At 44.3% G+C, this 16,497-nt stretch carries 15 protein-coding genes; 10 read left to right on the top strand and 5 right to left on the bottom strand.

What is annotated here, in order from left to right:
* The first annotated feature begins 138 nt into the window (after positions 1-138).
* Together HGR01_RS22950 and HGR01_RS22945 are read left to right on the top strand one after the other, a co-directional pair.
* The gene (locus tag HGR01_RS22950; protein ID WP_264263422.1) at positions 139-303 is read left to right on the top strand and encodes a transposase; all 165 of its coding nucleotides are present in this window, start codon (positions 139-141) and stop codon (positions 301-303) included.
* 445 nt (positions 304-748) lie between these two features.
* Complete coding sequence (locus tag HGR01_RS22945) at positions 749-1,099, top strand: nitroreductase family protein (protein ID WP_052335454.1); 351 nt, start codon at positions 749-751, stop codon at positions 1,097-1,099.
* A 108-nt stretch (positions 1,100-1,207) separates the two neighbouring features.
* Here the strand turns inward: HGR01_RS22945 and HGR01_RS22940 are convergent, their stop codons facing one another.
* From HGR01_RS22940 to HGR01_RS22920, 5 genes are all read right to left on the bottom strand, one after another.
* Positions 1,208-2,200 carry an aldo/keto reductase gene (locus HGR01_RS22940; RefSeq protein WP_045874589.1) on the bottom strand — a complete coding sequence of 331 codons (993 nt, stop codon included), beginning with the start codon at positions 2,198-2,200 and terminating at the stop codon, positions 1,208-1,210.
* 139 nt (positions 2,201-2,339) lie between these two features.
* Positions 2,340-3,782, bottom strand: a complete 1,443-nt coding sequence (locus HGR01_RS22935; protein WP_045874516.1) for a SidA/IucD/PvdA family monooxygenase — start codon at positions 3,780-3,782, stop codon at positions 2,340-2,342.
* A gap of 79 nt (positions 3,783-3,861) precedes the next feature.
* Positions 3,862-5,400: an amidohydrolase family protein gene (locus HGR01_RS22930; protein ID WP_045874517.1), complete on the bottom strand. Its 1,539-nt coding sequence runs from the start codon at positions 5,398-5,400 to the stop codon at positions 3,862-3,864.
* A 174-nt stretch (positions 5,401-5,574) separates the two neighbouring features.
* Positions 5,575-6,939, bottom strand: a complete 1,365-nt coding sequence (locus HGR01_RS22925; RefSeq protein ID WP_045874590.1) for an LLM class flavin-dependent oxidoreductase — start codon at positions 6,937-6,939, stop codon at positions 5,575-5,577.
* Positions 6,940-7,294: 355 nt separating this feature from the next.
* Entirely contained in the window at positions 7,295-7,465 is a 171-nt protein-coding gene (locus HGR01_RS22920) for a hypothetical protein (RefSeq protein WP_155539662.1), read from the bottom strand.
* A 24-nt stretch (positions 7,466-7,489) separates the two neighbouring features.
* On the opposite strand from HGR01_RS22920, the gene HGR01_RS22915 reads away from it, so the two are divergent.
* The 8 genes from HGR01_RS22915 (at position 7,490) to HGR01_RS22880 (ending at position 16,406) form a co-directional block, all read left to right on the top strand.
* Positions 7,490-8,746, top strand: coding sequence for an RNA-guided endonuclease InsQ/TnpB family protein (locus HGR01_RS22915; RefSeq protein WP_045874518.1), 1,257 nt, complete (start codon positions 7,490-7,492; stop codon positions 8,744-8,746).
* Between the two features lie 72 nt (positions 8,747-8,818).
* The gene (locus tag HGR01_RS22910) at positions 8,819-9,259 is read left to right on the top strand and encodes a bifunctional diaminohydroxyphosphoribosylaminopyrimidine deaminase/5-amino-6-(5-phosphoribosylamino)uracil reductase RibD (RefSeq protein ID WP_045874519.1); all 441 of its coding nucleotides are present in this window, start codon (positions 8,819-8,821) and stop codon (positions 9,257-9,259) included.
* 727 nt (positions 9,260-9,986) lie between these two features.
* The gene (locus HGR01_RS22905; protein WP_045874520.1) at positions 9,987-10,787 is read left to right on the top strand and encodes an SDR family oxidoreductase; all 801 of its coding nucleotides are present in this window, start codon (positions 9,987-9,989) and stop codon (positions 10,785-10,787) included.
* Positions 10,788-10,915: 128 nt separating this feature from the next.
* Positions 10,916-11,830, top strand: a complete 915-nt coding sequence (locus tag HGR01_RS22900) for a TauD/TfdA dioxygenase family protein (RefSeq protein ID WP_045874521.1) — start codon at positions 10,916-10,918, stop codon at positions 11,828-11,830.
* A gap of 76 nt (positions 11,831-11,906) precedes the next feature.
* The gene (locus tag HGR01_RS22895) at positions 11,907-12,611 is read left to right on the top strand and encodes a hypothetical protein (RefSeq protein ID WP_045874522.1); all 705 of its coding nucleotides are present in this window, start codon (positions 11,907-11,909) and stop codon (positions 12,609-12,611) included.
* 30 nt (positions 12,612-12,641) lie between these two features.
* On the top strand, positions 12,642-14,012 hold the full coding sequence (locus HGR01_RS22890) for an LLM class flavin-dependent oxidoreductase (RefSeq protein ID WP_045874523.1): 1,371 nt from the start codon (positions 12,642-12,644) through the stop codon (positions 14,010-14,012).
* An 8-nt stretch (positions 14,013-14,020) separates the two neighbouring features.
* The gene (locus HGR01_RS22885) at positions 14,021-15,394 is read left to right on the top strand and encodes an LLM class flavin-dependent oxidoreductase (RefSeq protein WP_045874524.1); all 1,374 of its coding nucleotides are present in this window, start codon (positions 14,021-14,023) and stop codon (positions 15,392-15,394) included.
* Positions 15,395-15,485: 91 nt separating this feature from the next.
* Positions 15,486-16,406: a DMT family transporter gene (locus HGR01_RS22880; RefSeq protein ID WP_235623139.1), complete on the top strand. Its 921-nt coding sequence runs from the start codon at positions 15,486-15,488 to the stop codon at positions 16,404-16,406.
* The last annotated feature ends 91 nt before the right edge of the window (positions 16,407-16,497 follow it).

The raw sequence follows: 16,497 nt of genomic DNA, 5'->3' as shown, positions 1-16,497 counted from the left end.
GGTAAGTTACAAAGAAATGTTTGGTGAGTTGCCATCAGAAACACTACGAAGTCATGCTTTTTGATGAAAAGCCTTATAGAACCCATTTGACATCTTATGAGGTTTTGAATTAAGGTACTCCTCAGCATCTAAAATCCAATGCTAATGGCGTATTCCAGCAACCTCACTGATGCAGAATGGGAAATTTTTGAACCCTTATTGCAAGAGATATTACCGACTAAGAAGCAGACTCGACTGACCAACTGGCCAAAGCGAGATATCTTCAATGGGATTCCCTATCAACTAAAAAATGGATGCAATTGATCGCCGTATACAGGAGAAAAAGCCAGTGCTTCGCAAGAACAGTGGGCGATAATGGCTCTTATAAGCATTGATATACTTTGATTTTAACATTTCAAGTAAGAAATTCTCATTTTGAGTTTCTTACTTTGATGTATCTGAGAGCATTTTGACAATCTCCTACAAAAAGCGATCGCTCCCTAAATCAAAATTTTTGAATAAATATTTCATAGTTGCAATTAATTGCAATATTCCGTAACTTCTCGGTTTTTGATTCGCTGATACTTGATTAACTGCTGATGGATGCAGTAGGATAATTAAACTTCGGTTATTACACAGATTTGCCGTAGTATTGAGTATTTATTCTCTAAACAAGTTTTTTAACTGCTCCAAGCCTTTGGCAAGCAGCAATCAAATATGAATCGGTGATGTAGATCTATTCAGTTCATTACCCAGGAAATTCACTCAAATGACGCAGAAACTTGCTCCTACGCAATACCCTGTTCATGAATTCATTCGCAGTCGTTGGAGTCCTAGAGCTTTTAGCGATCGCGCTGTTGAACCAGAGAAACTACTATCTTTTTTAGAAGCGGCGCGTTGGGCACCTTCTTCTTTCAACCATCAGCCTTGGAGCTTTATTATTGCTACCAAAGATGATACAACAGAATACAACCGTCTACTCAGTACTTTAGTAGAGTTTAATCAAGGATGGGCGAAAAATGCTCCGGTATTGATCCTTGCGATCGCAAAGATTCGTACTGATGATGGAAAGACAAACAATTTGACTTACATCTTTTGGCTGAAATTCTCGCAGAATTAAGCGTTTTGTTTCTATGGAAAACATTCTGGCTACAGTAGCTCAAGGGTGACAAAAAGAAAAAAATAGACGGCTGAACAAACCGTCTGCTGATATTACATCAATTTATAACTAACGCACAGCATCACCTTTGCGATATTCTGCGGTGATATCGTCTAATTTTTGTTTCAAATTGTCATCGAGTTTGACTTCAATTGCTTTGAGAGTGTCATTCAATTGTTCTGGACGACTAGCGCCAATAATGGGAGCAGTAATAATCGGATTAGCCAAAACCCAAGCTAATGATAAAGTAGTGAGGGATAATCCAGCTAAATCTGCGACTGTACGTAATTCTTCTACAGTATTAAACTCGCGATCGCGCCAATAACGATCTTGATAACGTTCTGCGGCTAAACCCAAGGTAAAACGAGTTCCTTGGGTGGGGCCTTGAGCAAGATTATGTTTACCAGTCAGTAATCCTCCTGCCAAAGGATTGTAAGGAATTACACCAAGTCCTTCTTCTTGCGCTAGGGGTAACAATTCGCGCTCAATCTCGCGGAACAATAAATTATAGCGGGGCTGAATCGAGATAAAGCGAGTTAAATTTCGCACATCAGCCCGACCTAAAGCACGGCTGAGTCGGTAAGCTAAGAAATTAGAAACCCCGATGTAACGTGCTTTACCTGAACGAACTATGATGTCTAAGGCTTCGAGAGTTTCATCTAAGGGAGTTGACGTATCATCAGAGTGTAATTGATACAAATCAACGTAATCGGTTCCCAAGCGTTTGAGGGAAGCATCGATTGCATCTAAAAGATGTTTGCGTGAAGCACCCTGATCCCAAGGTGCAGAGCCTACTTTGCCTACAGCTTTGGTAGCCAGTATAAAATGTTCGCGTTTACCTTTGAGCCAGCGACCAATTATTTCTTCAGTGCGTCCGGCTGTGGCTATTCCGCCACCCAATGGATAAACATCGGCTGTATCTAAAAAATTGATACCAGCATCGGCGGCTGTATCGAGAATTACTCTGGAAGTTTCTTTCTGCAATCCAAAGGTCATCGTACCAAGAACAAGGCGCGAAACTGTCAAGCCAGTTTTACCGAGATTTGTGGTAGGTAATGTCATAGTGATGATTGGGCATGGGGCATTGGGCATTGGGCATTGATTATTTTTTCTCTGCGAACTCTGCGCCTCTGTGGTTTAAAAGTAATTTATTTACCGCAGAGGACGCAGAGAACACAGAGGAAAGAGGGACTACCCAGACTCAGCTAACGGCAACCTTAGCTGGCTGTTTCCATACTGCGGCGGCGTACAATGAGTCTTCAAAGTCGGGGGCGATGTTATTACCAGTAATCCGTGCTTCATGCTGTTCCCAATCAGCGAAGAATAAATCCTCGCTGATGCGGGAAACTATTGCAGGGATGTCACGGCGAATGCTGGGTACATCACCAATTGGCAAGCCGAAGCTGACAAAACCAGCCGGATTGAAGACATGAATGTTTTTGAGGTAAGGCGCAGTACCAGGTACTTTCTCTAGGTATTCGTGGGCTTTGCCAAGGTAAGGGTGCGTTCCTAAATCGTCGTCGTGCTGTTCTGTTGGTGGCTGATAGCGATCGCGCCACAAAGCAATATGTTGCGAAAACTCGGCTAGTTCGGGGCGCTTTGTGGGATCGACAAAGTAACCAGTACCAGCGATCGCAAAATCAAACTCGAAAACATCATCTTTCACTTGGGCAACAATGCGATCGCCTTTTTCCTGGGCTGATTTCCAAGGTGCAGATAGATGCAGGTAAAAATTAGGAAAGGCGATTACCCTTTCTATTGCATCAGGTGGCGGTGTGGAACCTACTTGCCGAAATCGCCAAGCTTGAAACCACCGAGCCGAATCGGATAGTTCTGGATAGTTGAAGTAAGCACCGGGATAGCCACGCACGCGATTGATTGGTAAAGATGCGATCGCCTCTCTTCGTGCAAACAAATGTACTTCCTTGGCTCCCGATTCCAGCGCTACCCCAGCAGCATCGAAAGCTGAAGCCGCCGCACCCAGCACCGCTACAGTCTTACCGCGCAGTGCTTCAAAGTCAATCAACTCGGAGGTATGTGCATACAAATTGCAAGGTAAATCAGCCAGTACAGGCGGTATATACGCGCCACCAGTACCAGCCACACCGTTAGCGAAGATAATTTTGCGGGTAGTTTCTATCTGCGATACACCGTTTACCTCAAGGTGTAGGCGCAAGAAACCTTCAGCAGGCTCAACTCTGACTAACTTTGTCCGGTAACGTACTGAAATACCGAGAAACTGCCGATACCAACTCAGATATTCAGCCCAGAGTACTCTGGGAATCCGGTCAATTGCTGCGTAGGCTTCAGCACCATGTCGCGCTTCATACCAAGCTTGAAAGGATAATTCCGGAATACCTAATTCCGGGCCTGGTAGGTTCTTCGGCGTGCGGAGCTTTTTCATTCTGGCTCGTGTTAACCACACGCCAGCAAGGCTTTCATCTTCGGCGGCATCAATTACTGTTACGCGACCGATACCTGCACGCCGGAGCGCAAACGCAAAGACACTACCGCTACCACTACCACCAACAATTGTGACATTATGATCGATACCTGGGCGATCGCTCACCCAGTTTTCCGGATCGGAGCCGATGAGACGTAGTGCCTCACGAGCGCGAAAATCTAGGTCAGTTGTTGTTGTCATGTCGATTTCCCGTTATGGATTGGGGGACAAGGAGGACAAATAGAGAAATTCCAATGCCCAATGCCCCATGCCCTATTCCCTATGCTCTAGCAAAGCTTTTATCTAGTTGTGGTGATTGGATTTGAGCTACTTGGGATTCGATAGCTGTGCCCTTGAAGAAGTTGGAGTTAGCTTCGGTGTAGAACTTGTAGGGATTAGCGAATACGTAAGCTTTGAAGTCAGCTTCGGAAATTACGCCTTCTTTCACCAACTCCCAGCTTTCTGCCAGAGGATCTGTCAAATCGGGTACATCCCAGTGACCGACATCTGAGGAATAGATGGCGTTAATTTTCACGTTTAAGGGATTGGCTTTATCGTTGAATGCTGCGCCGATGGTGCGATCGTCAGATTCAGAACCAAAGAAGAAGCTATTCACCCAGCGATCGCGAATATCTTCAATGCTTTCAATTCCAGCTGCGGCAAAATCTTCTAGTTCCTTACCCACTGGTTGACGGCTATGACGCGCAAAGGAAGAACCCAACACAATCTTGGCTAATTCTTCTTTGTTGAAGGAATACCCTTGTGTAATTTCGCCACCGAAGCGTGCAAACAACTCGAATAACTCATCAGCATTTGCCAAATCTGGGTTGTAGTTTTGTAGCCCCTGAAGATTACGCTTAGAGTAACGATCTACTAAATGAATGTAGACATGAGCGCCCCAATCTGCACCACCTTCAAGCATTCCGATACGCAATTGTGGGAAGCGTTTGGTAACACCACCAAAGAACAACGCCTTCGCAAAAGCTTGGGAACCATCGGCAAAGTGACCGATATGGTTATTCATGTAGTTACTGATGGAGGAGCGACCAGTCCAACCTTGACTGCCGTAGTGGGTAGTAATGGGCACACCCAACTCTACAGCTTTCGCCCAGAATGGATCGTAGTCATATTCGCTATCTAAACCAAAGAAGTCTATGTAAGAAGCATATCTAGCAACTTCTGGGAATTTATCAGCGGGATATTTATCTGCGATCGCTTTAATTGGTCGTTTTACACCACCAGGAATATTTGCTACTTTTAAGCCTAGTGTATTTACTGCAAATTCTAATTCCTCAATCGCTTCTTGAGGAGTAGTCATGGGGATACCAGCTACCACCGTCAGGCGATCGCTATATTTGCGGTATAAATCGGCATGATAGTGGTTAACGGCTCTTTGCAGTGCTTGGCGATTCTCTGGGCTAGCTCCAGCAGGCGCAAGGACATTATTAGGAAACAGTACAGAATAATCTGAACCTTGTTCTGCCTGACGTTCATACAGTAATTCTGGCAGGATATATGTAGCTAAATCGAGAGTATTTTTAGTTACTCTCGCCCACCAAGGCGAACGAATTGTGCGATTGTATTGACGTTCTTCTGGAGTTTGTTGATACCAGTCTTTACCATTTGCTTTGGAGTTCAGACGAGATGATTCCGCCTTGCATAATTCGTCTACAAGTTTTGCACCGCCATATTTAGCAATGTAATCTTCCAGCGCTGGTGTGAAATCGTTGGTATGAACGTCGGTATCAATTACAGGATAATCTAGAGTGGCTCTGATGGCTGCGGAGGGTGAGGTTTTTAGTCTGCTATATTCAGTCATTTTCTTTCCTTATTTTTGGCTAAGATTTTTAGGGTATGCAGAACATGAGGCGCACCTCAAAATGGTGGCGGTCTGCAAACAGAGGGCTTGAAGCAGTTGAGCTTAAGCATTGATCAAATGTTTATAAATCTTGTGTGGTAAGTATCTTGCCCGTCATTATGCAAGTTAGGTATATCAGACCGACACCAGTCGCTCATTGGCTTTTTGAGCAGCAAAATGATTACCTGGGCGACGCAAACCCAGGTTTTCACGTAAAGTACTACCCTCGTATTCAGTCCGAAATAGGCCGCGTTTTTGTAGGACGGGGAAAACTAAATTTACGAACTCATCTAATCCTGTAGGTAGTATAGGAGGCATGATATTAAAGCCATCTGCCGCACCGTTGTTAAACCATTCTTCTAGTTGATCAGCAATGGTTTCGGGAGTACCCAGTATGGTGCGATGACCTCTTGCAGTAGAGAGAGAGAGGTACAACTGACGCAGTGTCAAACTCCCGCGAGTAGCTAAATCCTTAACTAGTTTCAGACGGCTCTTATTAGTGTTGGTATCGCTGGGTAGTTCTGGCGCTATATCATCTAAAGAATATTTCGACAGATCTACACCTTTGTAATAGTTTTTGAGAATGCCCCAAGCAACATCGGGATGAATCAAAGATTGCAGAAACTCGTATTTTTCTTGAGCTTCTTCCTCTGTGCGTCCAATGATGGGGAAAGCACCAGGCATGATTTTCAGGTCATCGGGAGAGCGTCCGTATTTCGCCAATCTACCTTTGACATCGGCATAAAATTCCTGAGCATCTGCGAGGGTTTGATTAGCGGTGAAAATTACTTCAGCAGTACGCGCAGCTAAATCTCGCCCAGCTTCCGAGGCTCCAGCTTGCACAATCACCGGGTAGCCTTGAGGCGGACGACCAACGTTTAAGGGGCCTTTAACAGAGAAATGTTTACCTTTATGGTTGAGTACATGCAGCTTATCTGTATCGAAATAAATGCCTGATTCTCTGTCACGAATAAAGGCATCATCATCCCAACTATCCCACAGTCCTTTGACTACTTCGACAAATTCTTCCGCCCGTTCATAACGCAGGCTGTGATCTGGGTGATGCTCAAGTCCAAAATTAGCTGCGGCGTTATCATTACCTGTGGTGACTACATTCCAACCGGCGCGTCCTTTACTCAAGTAATCTAAAGAAGCGAACTTACGAGCGAGGGTGTAGGGTTCTTCGTATGTAGTCGAGGCGGTAGCGATGAAACCGATGTTTTGAGTTACGGAAGACAAAGCAGAGAAAAGAGTCACAGGCTCGAAATGGACAATCTTGCCATTACGACTCTGATTTTCGGGAGCGCTACCCCAAACTCCTGGACTATCTGCGAGAAAAACTGCATCAAATAAGCCGCGTTGGGCTGTCTGGGTAATTTCCTTGTAATGCTCGAAATTCAACCCAGCGTCTATTTGTGTATCAGGATGTCGCCATGCAGAGACATGATGTCCAGTGGCTTGAATAAATGCACCTAAACGAAACTGACGTTTTTTGCTCATCCGCTTTTCTCTATTCTTAATAGTGCTATCGCTCATACAGCGCATAGCAAATCACTCCTTTAGTAACATCAGTCTTTGACTGCTGCTACAAAAGTTTGGCTGATTCTTAACTGCTCAAAATTTATCTATTGGCTTGATAGCCTTGTATTTTGGATGGCTGATTTATAAAATCCTTTTCCTGTAAAGCTTTGAGTTAGTTGTGTGAGGCGTTCAGGTATTCACCTAATTACCAGACACTAAACATAAAGCTTACACAATACATCCAAAAAAATATGTGCTGGCAAACACAAGTATATGATATACGAATAATTAGGTTATCAAACATTAAATATTGCAAAGTATCTGGGAGCAGGGATTAGAGGGTTATCAGTTGATTACCTAAAAACAACAATTCATCTCGCCGCCAAACTTCGTTGTGGCGGCGAGATGAATTGTTGGCTAAAAACGAAACACCCTTAACTGAATCAAACCGTAGGTTTGACAGGGCAAAGGGTAGTTGAGTTTTTAGCAATATTTGTGATATCATTACGTCAATAAGTTTAACGTAATAATGCTGGTATTTGAGGCAAAACTTGAAGGAACAAACGAGCAGTATCAATCGCTGGATGAGGCGATTAGAACTGCTCGTTTTGTCCGTAATGCTTGCCTGAGGTACTGGATGGACAACCGGGATATCGGCAGATATGAGTTGAGTGCTTATTGCGCTGTACTCGCTGCCGACGAAAATTTTCCTTGGGCGAGCAAACTCAACTCGATGGCTAGACAAGCTAGTGCCGAAAGAGCGTGGAGTGCAATTGCTAGATTTTTTGATAATTGCAAGAAATCCAAACCAGGTTTGAAAGGTTATCCACGGTTCAAAAAAGAACAGACGCATGGGAGTGTTGAATATAAAACATCTGGATGGAAGCTCTCTGATGACCGTCGCTATATAACTTTTAACGATGGTTTTCAAGCAGGAACTTTCAAACTCTGGGGAACCCGTGATTTGCACTTCTACCAGTTGAAACAGTTCAAGCGAGTGCGGATTGTGCGTCGCGCTGATGGCTACTACGCGCAGTTTTGCATTGACCAAGAACGAATTGAAAAGCGAGAACCAACAGGTAAAACTCTTGGGCTTGATGTTGGACTCAACCACTTTTTGACCGATAGTCAAGGCAATACAGTTGATAATCCTAGACACCTTCGCAAGAGCGAGAAGTCTTTGAAACGACTGCAACGCCGTTTTTCCAAAACAAAGAAAGGTTCCAAAAATAGAGCCAAGTTCACAAATAAATTGGCTCGTAAACACCTCAAAGTCAGTAGGCAGCGTAAAGACTTTGCAGTGAAGACAGCAAGGTGCGTAGTCCAGTCTAGCGACTTGGTAGCCTATGAGGATTTGAAGGTGCGGAACATGGTGAGGAATAGACACCTTGCCAAGTCGATTAGTGATGCAGCATGGACGCAGTTTAGCCAATGGGTTGAGTATTTTGGCAAAGTTTTTGGTGTGGTCACGGTCGCCGTGCCACCTCATGGAACTAGCCAAAATTGCTCTAATTGCGGTGAGATTGTGAAAAAATCCCTTAGCGCTAGAACTCATATTTGCCCCCATTGTGGAACCTTATTAGACCGCGACCATAATGCTGCACGAAACATACTTGAGATTGGACTACGCCACTTCTCTCAAGTCGGCGGAGCCGCCCACGAGAGTGGCTCCCGTACCGTGGGGCACACGGGAACGCTTAACGCCTCTGGAGACATCGACCTCTGCGTGAGTGAGGAAACTCCCTCAAGTAAGTCGAGTCCAAGAAAGAGGAAATCCAAGAAGTGATTTTTGGAATCCCCCACTGCATTCGGTACTCCGAATCAGTGGTGGGAGGATGTCAAACAGATATTCAAGAATATGAACGATAAATATATGCTGGCTGCTCTAGCTCACAGCAAAAAAGCTTTACCAAAATGCTTACCTAATCCACCGATAGGTTGTGTCATAGTCCATACTGGCGAGATAGTAGCACTAGGATATACGCATTCACCAGGAAAGCACCATGCTGAGGCTGATGCACTCAGCTACATTCAAGGTCAAGATTTACCGTTTTTGCAAATGTACGTTACTCTTGAACCTTGTTCTTTTCAAGGACGCACACCCTCTTGTGCTTTGGCGATCGCAAAAGATCCACGCATTCAAGAAATATATGTCTCGCTAGTTGATCCAGATCCGCGCAATCAAGGTAAGGGATTAGATATTCTCCAAGCAGCAGGGAAAAAGGTTCATCTCGGGTTATGTGCTGATGAAGTGAATCATTTTCTAGAAAAATATCTATTAAATGGTTTGAAAATGTAAAAGTATTTCGTCATCTTTGCCAAATAATAAATAATTTTGAGCGATGGAAAACATCTCTCGGAACTTTATTGAGGACAAGGGTCTTTGCTTCTTCTACAGCTAAAAAAGTTATCTCGCTGGGTATTATGAGATGCAAATACATCTTTATACCAAATCAAATAATATTTGCGACACATCAATATATTCCAGAGGGCAAGGCAGTGCCTTGCACCTACAATCTGTCGCATTCTTTTTAAAATTGGTATTATATTGCGTTGGTGCATTGCGCTAGACGAAAATGCACTATACATTATTCATACTGTGTAATTATAGTTAATAAAGTTGATATTTTAGGTATACTTTTCTCATTAATTTTTAATTACTACTAATTCAAATATAAATATTAAACTGTATATTTTTGATAAATATATAATCCTCACAAATGATTTTTATTTTTAATAAAAAATCGAAATTTAGATAGTAAATTTGAACGTTTACCAGACAATTTGCAAATATTTAGAAAAGCTAAATGTGTAAAATTATGCTTGAAAAAGTCCGGTTATACGGTGCTTGATTATTAAGATTGTCTATGATAATTTCTTCTACAGTTATAAAATACATTAAATCTACTGATTTACCGTATTTAGGTAATTCATTAACCTAGCCACAGCTATGTGGAGTTGAGAATCACTAGGTTATCTGTTGCAGACAGTACATAGCCAGACCAACAAATCTAGGAATTCATCTCATGAGCTTAGAACTCAAGCTAGCAGGTAAAACAGCAATTGTCACAGGTGGTAGTGCGGGTATTGGATTAGCGATCGCCAAAGCCCTTTATAGTGAAGGTGTGAATGTGGTTATTGCAGCTCGTAACCCCGAACGATTAGAGAATGCTGTGAGTGCAATCCAGTCCCTACCGACACCAGGGGCGAAAGTCATCTCTATCAGCGCAGATTTGACTCAGGCAGAAAGCGTCGATAAAGTTGTCTCAACCACACTGGCACAGTTTGGTCAGATTGATATCTTAGTCAATAATGCTGGGTCAGCCCGTGCTGGGTCATTCCTCAACCTCAGCGATGATGTATTTCTAGATGCTTGGAACTTAAAACTGTTGGGCTACATTCGCCTAGTTAAAGCAGTTGTTCCCCATCAAAAGAGCCGAGGGGATGGAAGAATCGTCAATATTATCGGCGGTGCTGGACGCACACCTCGCCCCAGCTTCCTTCCTGGTGGTACAACCAACGCCGCCTTACTCAACTTCACAAAGGGAATTTCTAAAGAATTAGCCGAGTACAACATTCGGATTAATGCCATTTCGCCTGGTGCTACTGCTACCGAACGCGCTGAACGCTTGGCAGAACAAAATGCCCAAGCACGAGGAATTACAGTTGAGCAAGCAAAAGCCGAAACTCTACAAGCTATTCCCCTCAAGAGAATCGCCCAACCAGAAGACATTGCCTCATTGACACTATTTTTAGTCTCAGACCTCGCTGCTTCAATTACAGGCGCAGAGATTATTGTTGATGGTGGAAGTACGCCAGGGGTGTAGGGAATTGGGCATGGGGCATAGGGCATGGGGCATTGATAATTGAATTTCTCCCCTAGCCCTCAATCCCCAGTCCCCAGTCCCCAGTCCCCAGTCCCCAGTCCCCAATCCCCAATACAAAGATAAAAACAATGACTTCAAAATACTTTGATATCAAACCAATCGCCGGACGTATCGGTGCAAAAATTATCGGTGTAGATTTGAGTAGTAATCTCAGCGATGAAATTATCAGCGATATTCGCAAAGCCTTAGTTAAATACAAAGTTATCTTTTTCCGGGAACAGAATATTGATGCTAACCAGCAAATAGCTTTTGCTCGTCGGTTTGGGGAATTGACTACAGCTCACCCCACTGTACCCTCACTTCCAGATAACCCAGAAATTCTTGACCTGAACTACAGCAAAACTGTAGCACGTGCGAATAACTGGCATACAGATGTGACATTTGTAGACCGTCCGCCGCTTGGTTCTGTATTGCGGGCGTTGGTTATTCCTCCATCGGGTGGTGATACGATTTGGGCAAACTCCGTTACAGCTTACCAAGATTTACCAACTCCATTGCGTGACCTTGCAGATCAACTTTGGGCAGTACATAGCAACGCCTATGACTATGCAGCAGCTGTAGTGGATCTACCAGAAGCAGTCAGAGCTTACCGTGATGTCTTCACTTCAACTGTATACGAAACCTTGCACCCAGTTGTACGCGTTCATCCGGAATCTGGTGAACGGGGATTATTTATTGGTGGTTTTGTGCGCCGCATTCGGGGTTTATCACAAAATGAATCCGACGAAATCATCAAATTATTGCAGGCTTATGTGACTCGCCCAGAAAATACAGTGCGTTGGCGCTGGAAAGTTGGTGACGTAGCTTTCTGGGATAACCGTGCTACTCAACATTATGCGATCGCAGATTACGGCGATCAACCCCGCCATGTTCAGCGAATCACCATCGTTGGCGATATCCCAGTTGGTATTGATGGTAAACAAAGCGAAGCCATCAAAGGTGATTCTTCTGTATATAACCGCCGCGAACCAGCTTTAGCATAAGCGATTGGGAACTGGAAATTTCTCTGTTTCCTTTACCCTACCTCTTCTGATTTTTCTGGGCTGATTACCGTCGTCTATGACTCCTACACGTGCAACTGTTCTCGCAATAATAGCTGATACTCTGATTGAACGTGCTGCGTCTGTGCCTTCTCGTGTTTTGCTGGTAGCAATAACAGGTATTACTGCCAGTGGAAAATCCACCTTTGCTAAGGAGCTAGAGCAAGTCCTAACCAGTCGTGGGCGAAACTGTGTCAACATTGCTGTTGATGATTTCCATAACCCTCGTTCTTTGCGTCACCGCCAGGGTCGTGATTCCGCCGAAGGCTATTATTTCGATGCTTACAACTATCCGTTGCTCAAAAAACTGGTGCTTGACCCACTTGGGTCTGGAAGTAATCTTATTTACCAAGCACGGGGTTTTGACTTAGAAACAGATGCTTTGGTAGTAGAGGAGCCGCAGTCAGCCAATCCTGGAGACATCTTTCTTTTTGCTGCTAGCTTTTTACTGCGACCAGAACTAGTTTCTTACTTTGATTATCGTGTTTACCTAGATACAGATTTTGAGGTAGCCGAGCAGCGTGGGGTTAAAAGAGATGAGGCTCGACTTGGGTCTTGGGAAAATGCCATCCGTTTGTATCGTCAGCGCTATCATGCTGCACAAAAAATTTATTTTGCAGAATCAAATCCTATGCAGCATATTGATGCCTTAGTGAAAAACAACAATTTAGAAGAACCTATTCTCTTCTTCAGAGCAAATCGCCAGGTACGAGAATCTATCTAACACGTCTATGAACAGGAGAAACAGAAGAGAATGAGTAAAAAACAGCTGAGACTGGGTGCGTTTTTACATCCGACTGGACATCATATTGCGGCTTGGCGACATCCCGCAGCGCAAGCAAATCCTTTGAATTTTAAGCATTATAAGCAGTTGGCACAGACAGCCGAACGAGGAAAATTTGATATGATTTTCCTGGCGGATGGGGTAGCGGTGCGAGATCACAGTTCTGATGTTGAGGGTTGGAGCCGTAACGGGAAGCTTGTACATTTTGAACCCCTGACCCTGCTGTCGGCTTTGTCTGCGGTGACAGACAATATTGGCTTAGTGGCAACAGCCTCCACAACTTACAACGAACCTTTTCATATCGCCCGCAAGTTTGCTTCCTTAGATTATCTTAGTGGCGGTCGGGCTGGCTGGAATGTGGTTACTTCTGGAACGGAAGCCGAAGCGAAGAACTTTAACAGAGAAAAGCATTTAGAACACGCTACACGCTACGAACGCGCCCAAGAGTTTGTCGATGTAGTTACCAAACTGTGGGACAGTTGGGAAGATGATGCTTTTATCCGTGATCAAGAATCAGGAGTTTACTTTGAAGCTGATAAACTGCACATTCCGCACCACAAAGGCAAACATTTCTCTGTACGCGGCCCGTTGAATGTCGCCCGTCCGGTGCAAGGATATCCAGTGATTGTGCAAGCTGGTTCTTCGGAAGCTGGTCAGGAACTCGCCGCCCAAACCGCAGAGGTAATATTCACCGCCCAACAAACTCTCAAAGAAGCACAGGAATTTTATGCCAGCGTCAAGGGGAGATTAGCAAAATATGGACGTTCTCCTGAGCATCTCAAAATTATGCCAGGGATATTTCCGGTAATTGGTAGTACTGAGCAAGAAGCCAAAGAAAAATACGACCAACTTCAGGAGTTAGTTCATCCGTTAGTAGGTTTGGGATTATTGGGATGGGTATATGGTGGCAAAGATTTATCTGGATATCCTTTAGATGGCCCTGCACCAGAATTTCCTGATGATACTAACGGTAGTAAAAGCCGCTTGAAGCTGGTATCTGATTTGGCAAATCGTGAGAACTTGACACTCAGAGAATTATACTTGGCGATCGCAGGTGCAAGAGGTCATAGAACTATCTGGGGTACACCACAACAAATTGCTGACCAGTTGGAAGAATGGTTTGTCAATGATGGGGCTGATGGTTTCAATATTATGCCGCCTTACTTACCCGGTGGTTTAGAAGAGTTTGTTGATTTGGTAATTCCCGAATTACAACGCCGGGGTGTGTTCCGCACAGAATACGAAGGGCAAACACTGCGGGAAAATTTGGGACTACCAAGGCCAGCCAACCAATTCAACAATATTGCTAACTCTGCTGAATTAGCAGGTGTATCTGTATAGAGAAGAATATGAGTCAGAAAAAACAACTGAGATTAGGTGCATTCTTACCAGACGCAGGCCATCACGTTGCAGCTTGGCGACACCCCGAAGCCCAAGCAGACGGAGGGTTGAATATTCAGCATTACACCCACCTAGCACAAACAGCAGAACGGGGTAAATTTGATATGGTATTCCTCGCAGATGGTTTAGCCGTCTGGGATAGAGGACAGGGAAAAGAAGCTTTTAGTCGTTCGGGACAATTTAGCGTCCACTTTGAACCGCTAACTTTATTGTCGGCTTTGTCTGTGGTGACAAAGAAAATTGGGTTAGTAGCAACAGCATCAACTACCTATGAAGAACCTTTTCACCTCGCCCGTAAGTTTGCCTCGCTAGATTATCTCAGTGGTGGCCGTGCTGGGTGGAATGTCGTTACCTCCGCCGCCGAAGCCGCAGCCAAAAACTTTAGCCAGGAAGAGCATTTACAACACTCACTACGCTATGAAAGAGCCACAGAATTTTTAGAGGTTGTCACTAAGCTGTGGGATAGTTGGGAAGATGATGCTTTAATTCGTGACAAAGAATCAGGCCTTTATTTCCATCCTGATAAATTGCACATTCCTAACCATAAAGGTAAACATTTCTCAGTGCGCGGCCCGTTGAATGTCGCCCGTCCGGTGCAAGGATATCCAGTAATTGTGCAAGCTGGTTCTTCGGAAGCTGGGCAAGAACTGGCTGCACGCACCGCAGAAGTGATATTTACCGCCCAGCAAACTCTCAAAGACGCACAAGCATTCTATGCAAGTGTCAAGGGAAGACTGGCAAAATATGGACGTTCTCCCGAAAATCTCAAGATTATGCCTGGTGTCTTTCCGATAATCGGTAGCACTGAGCAAGAAGCGAAGGAAAAATACCAGCAACTACAAGATTTGATTCATCCCTCTGTGGGAGTAGGTCTGCTTTCCGGACTAACTGGACATGATTTATCATCATATCCCCTAGATGGGCCGTTACCAGATTTACTAGATACGAACGGCGGTAAAAGCCGCTTACAACTACTTAAAGACTTAGCACAGCGAGAGAATTTAACCATCCGCCAACTATATTTATGGATTGCAGGCGCAAGGGGACACCGGACAATTTTGGGTACACCAGAGCAAATTGCTGACCAGTTGGAAGAATGGTTTTTAAATGATGGGGCTGATGGCTTCAATATTATGCCGCCTTGGTTACCTGGTGGTTTAGATGAATTTGTTGATTTTGTCATCCCCGAATTGCAACGCCGAGGTTTATTCCGCACTGAATACGAAGGGCAAACTCTGCGTGAGCATCTTGGTTTACCCCGTCCGGTAAATCAGTTCACCGCAAATGCAGCTGCTCGAGAATTAGCCAGTGTTTTGACTTAATATCTTTGGCTGTGTTAAAGCACAAGAGTAGCTGCTAAGGAAACTTTTTACCTTGTTGGGCATCCTGACAGTTCTTCTATCCTCCTTTTTTTTGTCATTTCACAACGTTACCGTCCGAGTTTTATTTTCAGAACATCTCGTACTGAGTTTATTTTTACTTGGTGGTTACGTTAAACCAGATTTACAAAGTTCATTCTTACTAATGTTTATGCGGATGCTGCTAGTGGTTCCACTAATGGCATCTGTATCATTCAAGCTATATCCATCTGCTCCGCAAGAATTCCTCAGCTTATTCAGACAGGAACGCCGAGATGTGATGCTGCAAGCCTTGGGCTGTGGAGTACTCATGTTTTTGTACATTACCGCGCTGTACATTGGCATTGGCTTGATACCCACAGGAATTGCACTCACTATATTTTTCACCTATCCGGTGTTTACAGCCCTGCTGTCTTGGAAATTCTTTGGCGATCGCCCCACTTCCTTTAGTTGGCTAGTTATGGGTATTATTCTCGTAGGCAGCGTTCTTACAGTTCCCCAATCTTCTGCTACCAACAGCAGTAATACCATTGCGATCGGCATTTGCGCCAGCCTAATTGCGGGAATTTTTAACGCCTTCTATAACGTCCTCGCCCAAAAATGTTTAGAAAAATTCCATCCAGTTCCCTTTACTTGGATTAGTTTTGCCTCAACTCTAATACTTTCTGGATTGAGTTTACTCTTATTTCCCCTTCCCAGCGCCCAGCTTGACTGGACACCTATGTGGATTGGCAGTATTTTTTCGGGTTTAGTCAGTTTTCTCGGTCATACTCTCAATAATTTAGGGATTCGCTCGATTGGTGCAACTACCGCCTCTATTATTGGCGCGAGTAGCCCAGCCATGACAGCCTTAGTTGCATGGGCAACAATTAGCGAAACTTTAAACCTGATTCAATGTGTGGGGATTGGTATCGTCACCTTGGGAATCGCTTTGTTGAGCCGAGAGAAGTTTATGGGGAAGCGAATTAGGGGATGAGGGAGATGAGGGAGATGAGGGAGATGAGGGAGATGAGGGAGATGAGGGAGATGAGGAGGATGAGGGAGATAATGCGAGAATAGCAACTACC

It is taken from the genome of Tolypothrix sp. PCC 7712 (assembly GCF_025860405.1).
GTDB classification, from domain to species: Bacteria; Cyanobacteriota; Cyanobacteriia; order Cyanobacteriales; family Nostocaceae; genus Aulosira; species Aulosira diplosiphon.
This window is presented reverse-complemented; position numbering and strand designations above follow the sequence as displayed.

Excerpts from the sequence above, each read along its gene's own strand:
- HGR01_RS22900 (WP_045874521.1), top strand. The coding sequence starts at position 10,916 with ATGACTTCAAAATACTTTGATATCAAACCAATCGCCGGACGTATCGGT.
- HGR01_RS22910 (WP_045874519.1), top strand. The coding sequence starts at position 8,819 with ATGAACGATAAATATATGCTGGCTGCTCTAGCTCACAGCAAAAAAGCT.
- HGR01_RS22930 (WP_045874517.1), bottom strand. The coding sequence starts at position 5,400 with ATGACTGAATATAGCAGACTAAAAACCTCACCCTCCGCAGCCATCAGA.
- HGR01_RS22935 (WP_045874516.1), bottom strand. The coding sequence starts at position 3,782 with ATGACAACAACAACTGACCTAGATTTTCGCGCTCGTGAGGCACTACGT.
- HGR01_RS22890 (WP_045874523.1), top strand. The coding sequence starts at position 12,642 with ATGAGTAAAAAACAGCTGAGACTGGGTGCGTTTTTACATCCGACTGGA.
- HGR01_RS22945 (WP_052335454.1), top strand. The coding sequence starts at position 749 with ATGACGCAGAAACTTGCTCCTACGCAATACCCTGTTCATGAATTCATT.
- HGR01_RS22915 (WP_045874518.1), top strand. The coding sequence starts at position 7,490 with ATGCTGGTATTTGAGGCAAAACTTGAAGGAACAAACGAGCAGTATCAA.
- HGR01_RS22925 (WP_045874590.1), bottom strand. The coding sequence starts at position 6,939 with ATGAGCAAAAAACGTCAGTTTCGTTTAGGTGCATTTATTCAAGCCACT.
- HGR01_RS22950 (WP_264263422.1), top strand. The coding sequence starts at position 139 with ATGCTAATGGCGTATTCCAGCAACCTCACTGATGCAGAATGGGAAATT.
- HGR01_RS22885 (WP_045874524.1), top strand. The coding sequence starts at position 14,021 with ATGAGTCAGAAAAAACAACTGAGATTAGGTGCATTCTTACCAGACGCA.
- HGR01_RS22940 (WP_045874589.1), bottom strand. The coding sequence starts at position 2,200 with ATGACATTACCTACCACAAATCTCGGTAAAACTGGCTTGACAGTTTCG.
- HGR01_RS22895 (WP_045874522.1), top strand. The coding sequence starts at position 11,907 with ATGACTCCTACACGTGCAACTGTTCTCGCAATAATAGCTGATACTCTG.
- HGR01_RS22920 (WP_155539662.1), bottom strand. The coding sequence starts at position 7,465 with ATGATATCACAAATATTGCTAAAAACTCAACTACCCTTTGCCCTGTCA.
- HGR01_RS22905 (WP_045874520.1), top strand. The coding sequence starts at position 9,987 with ATGAGCTTAGAACTCAAGCTAGCAGGTAAAACAGCAATTGTCACAGGT.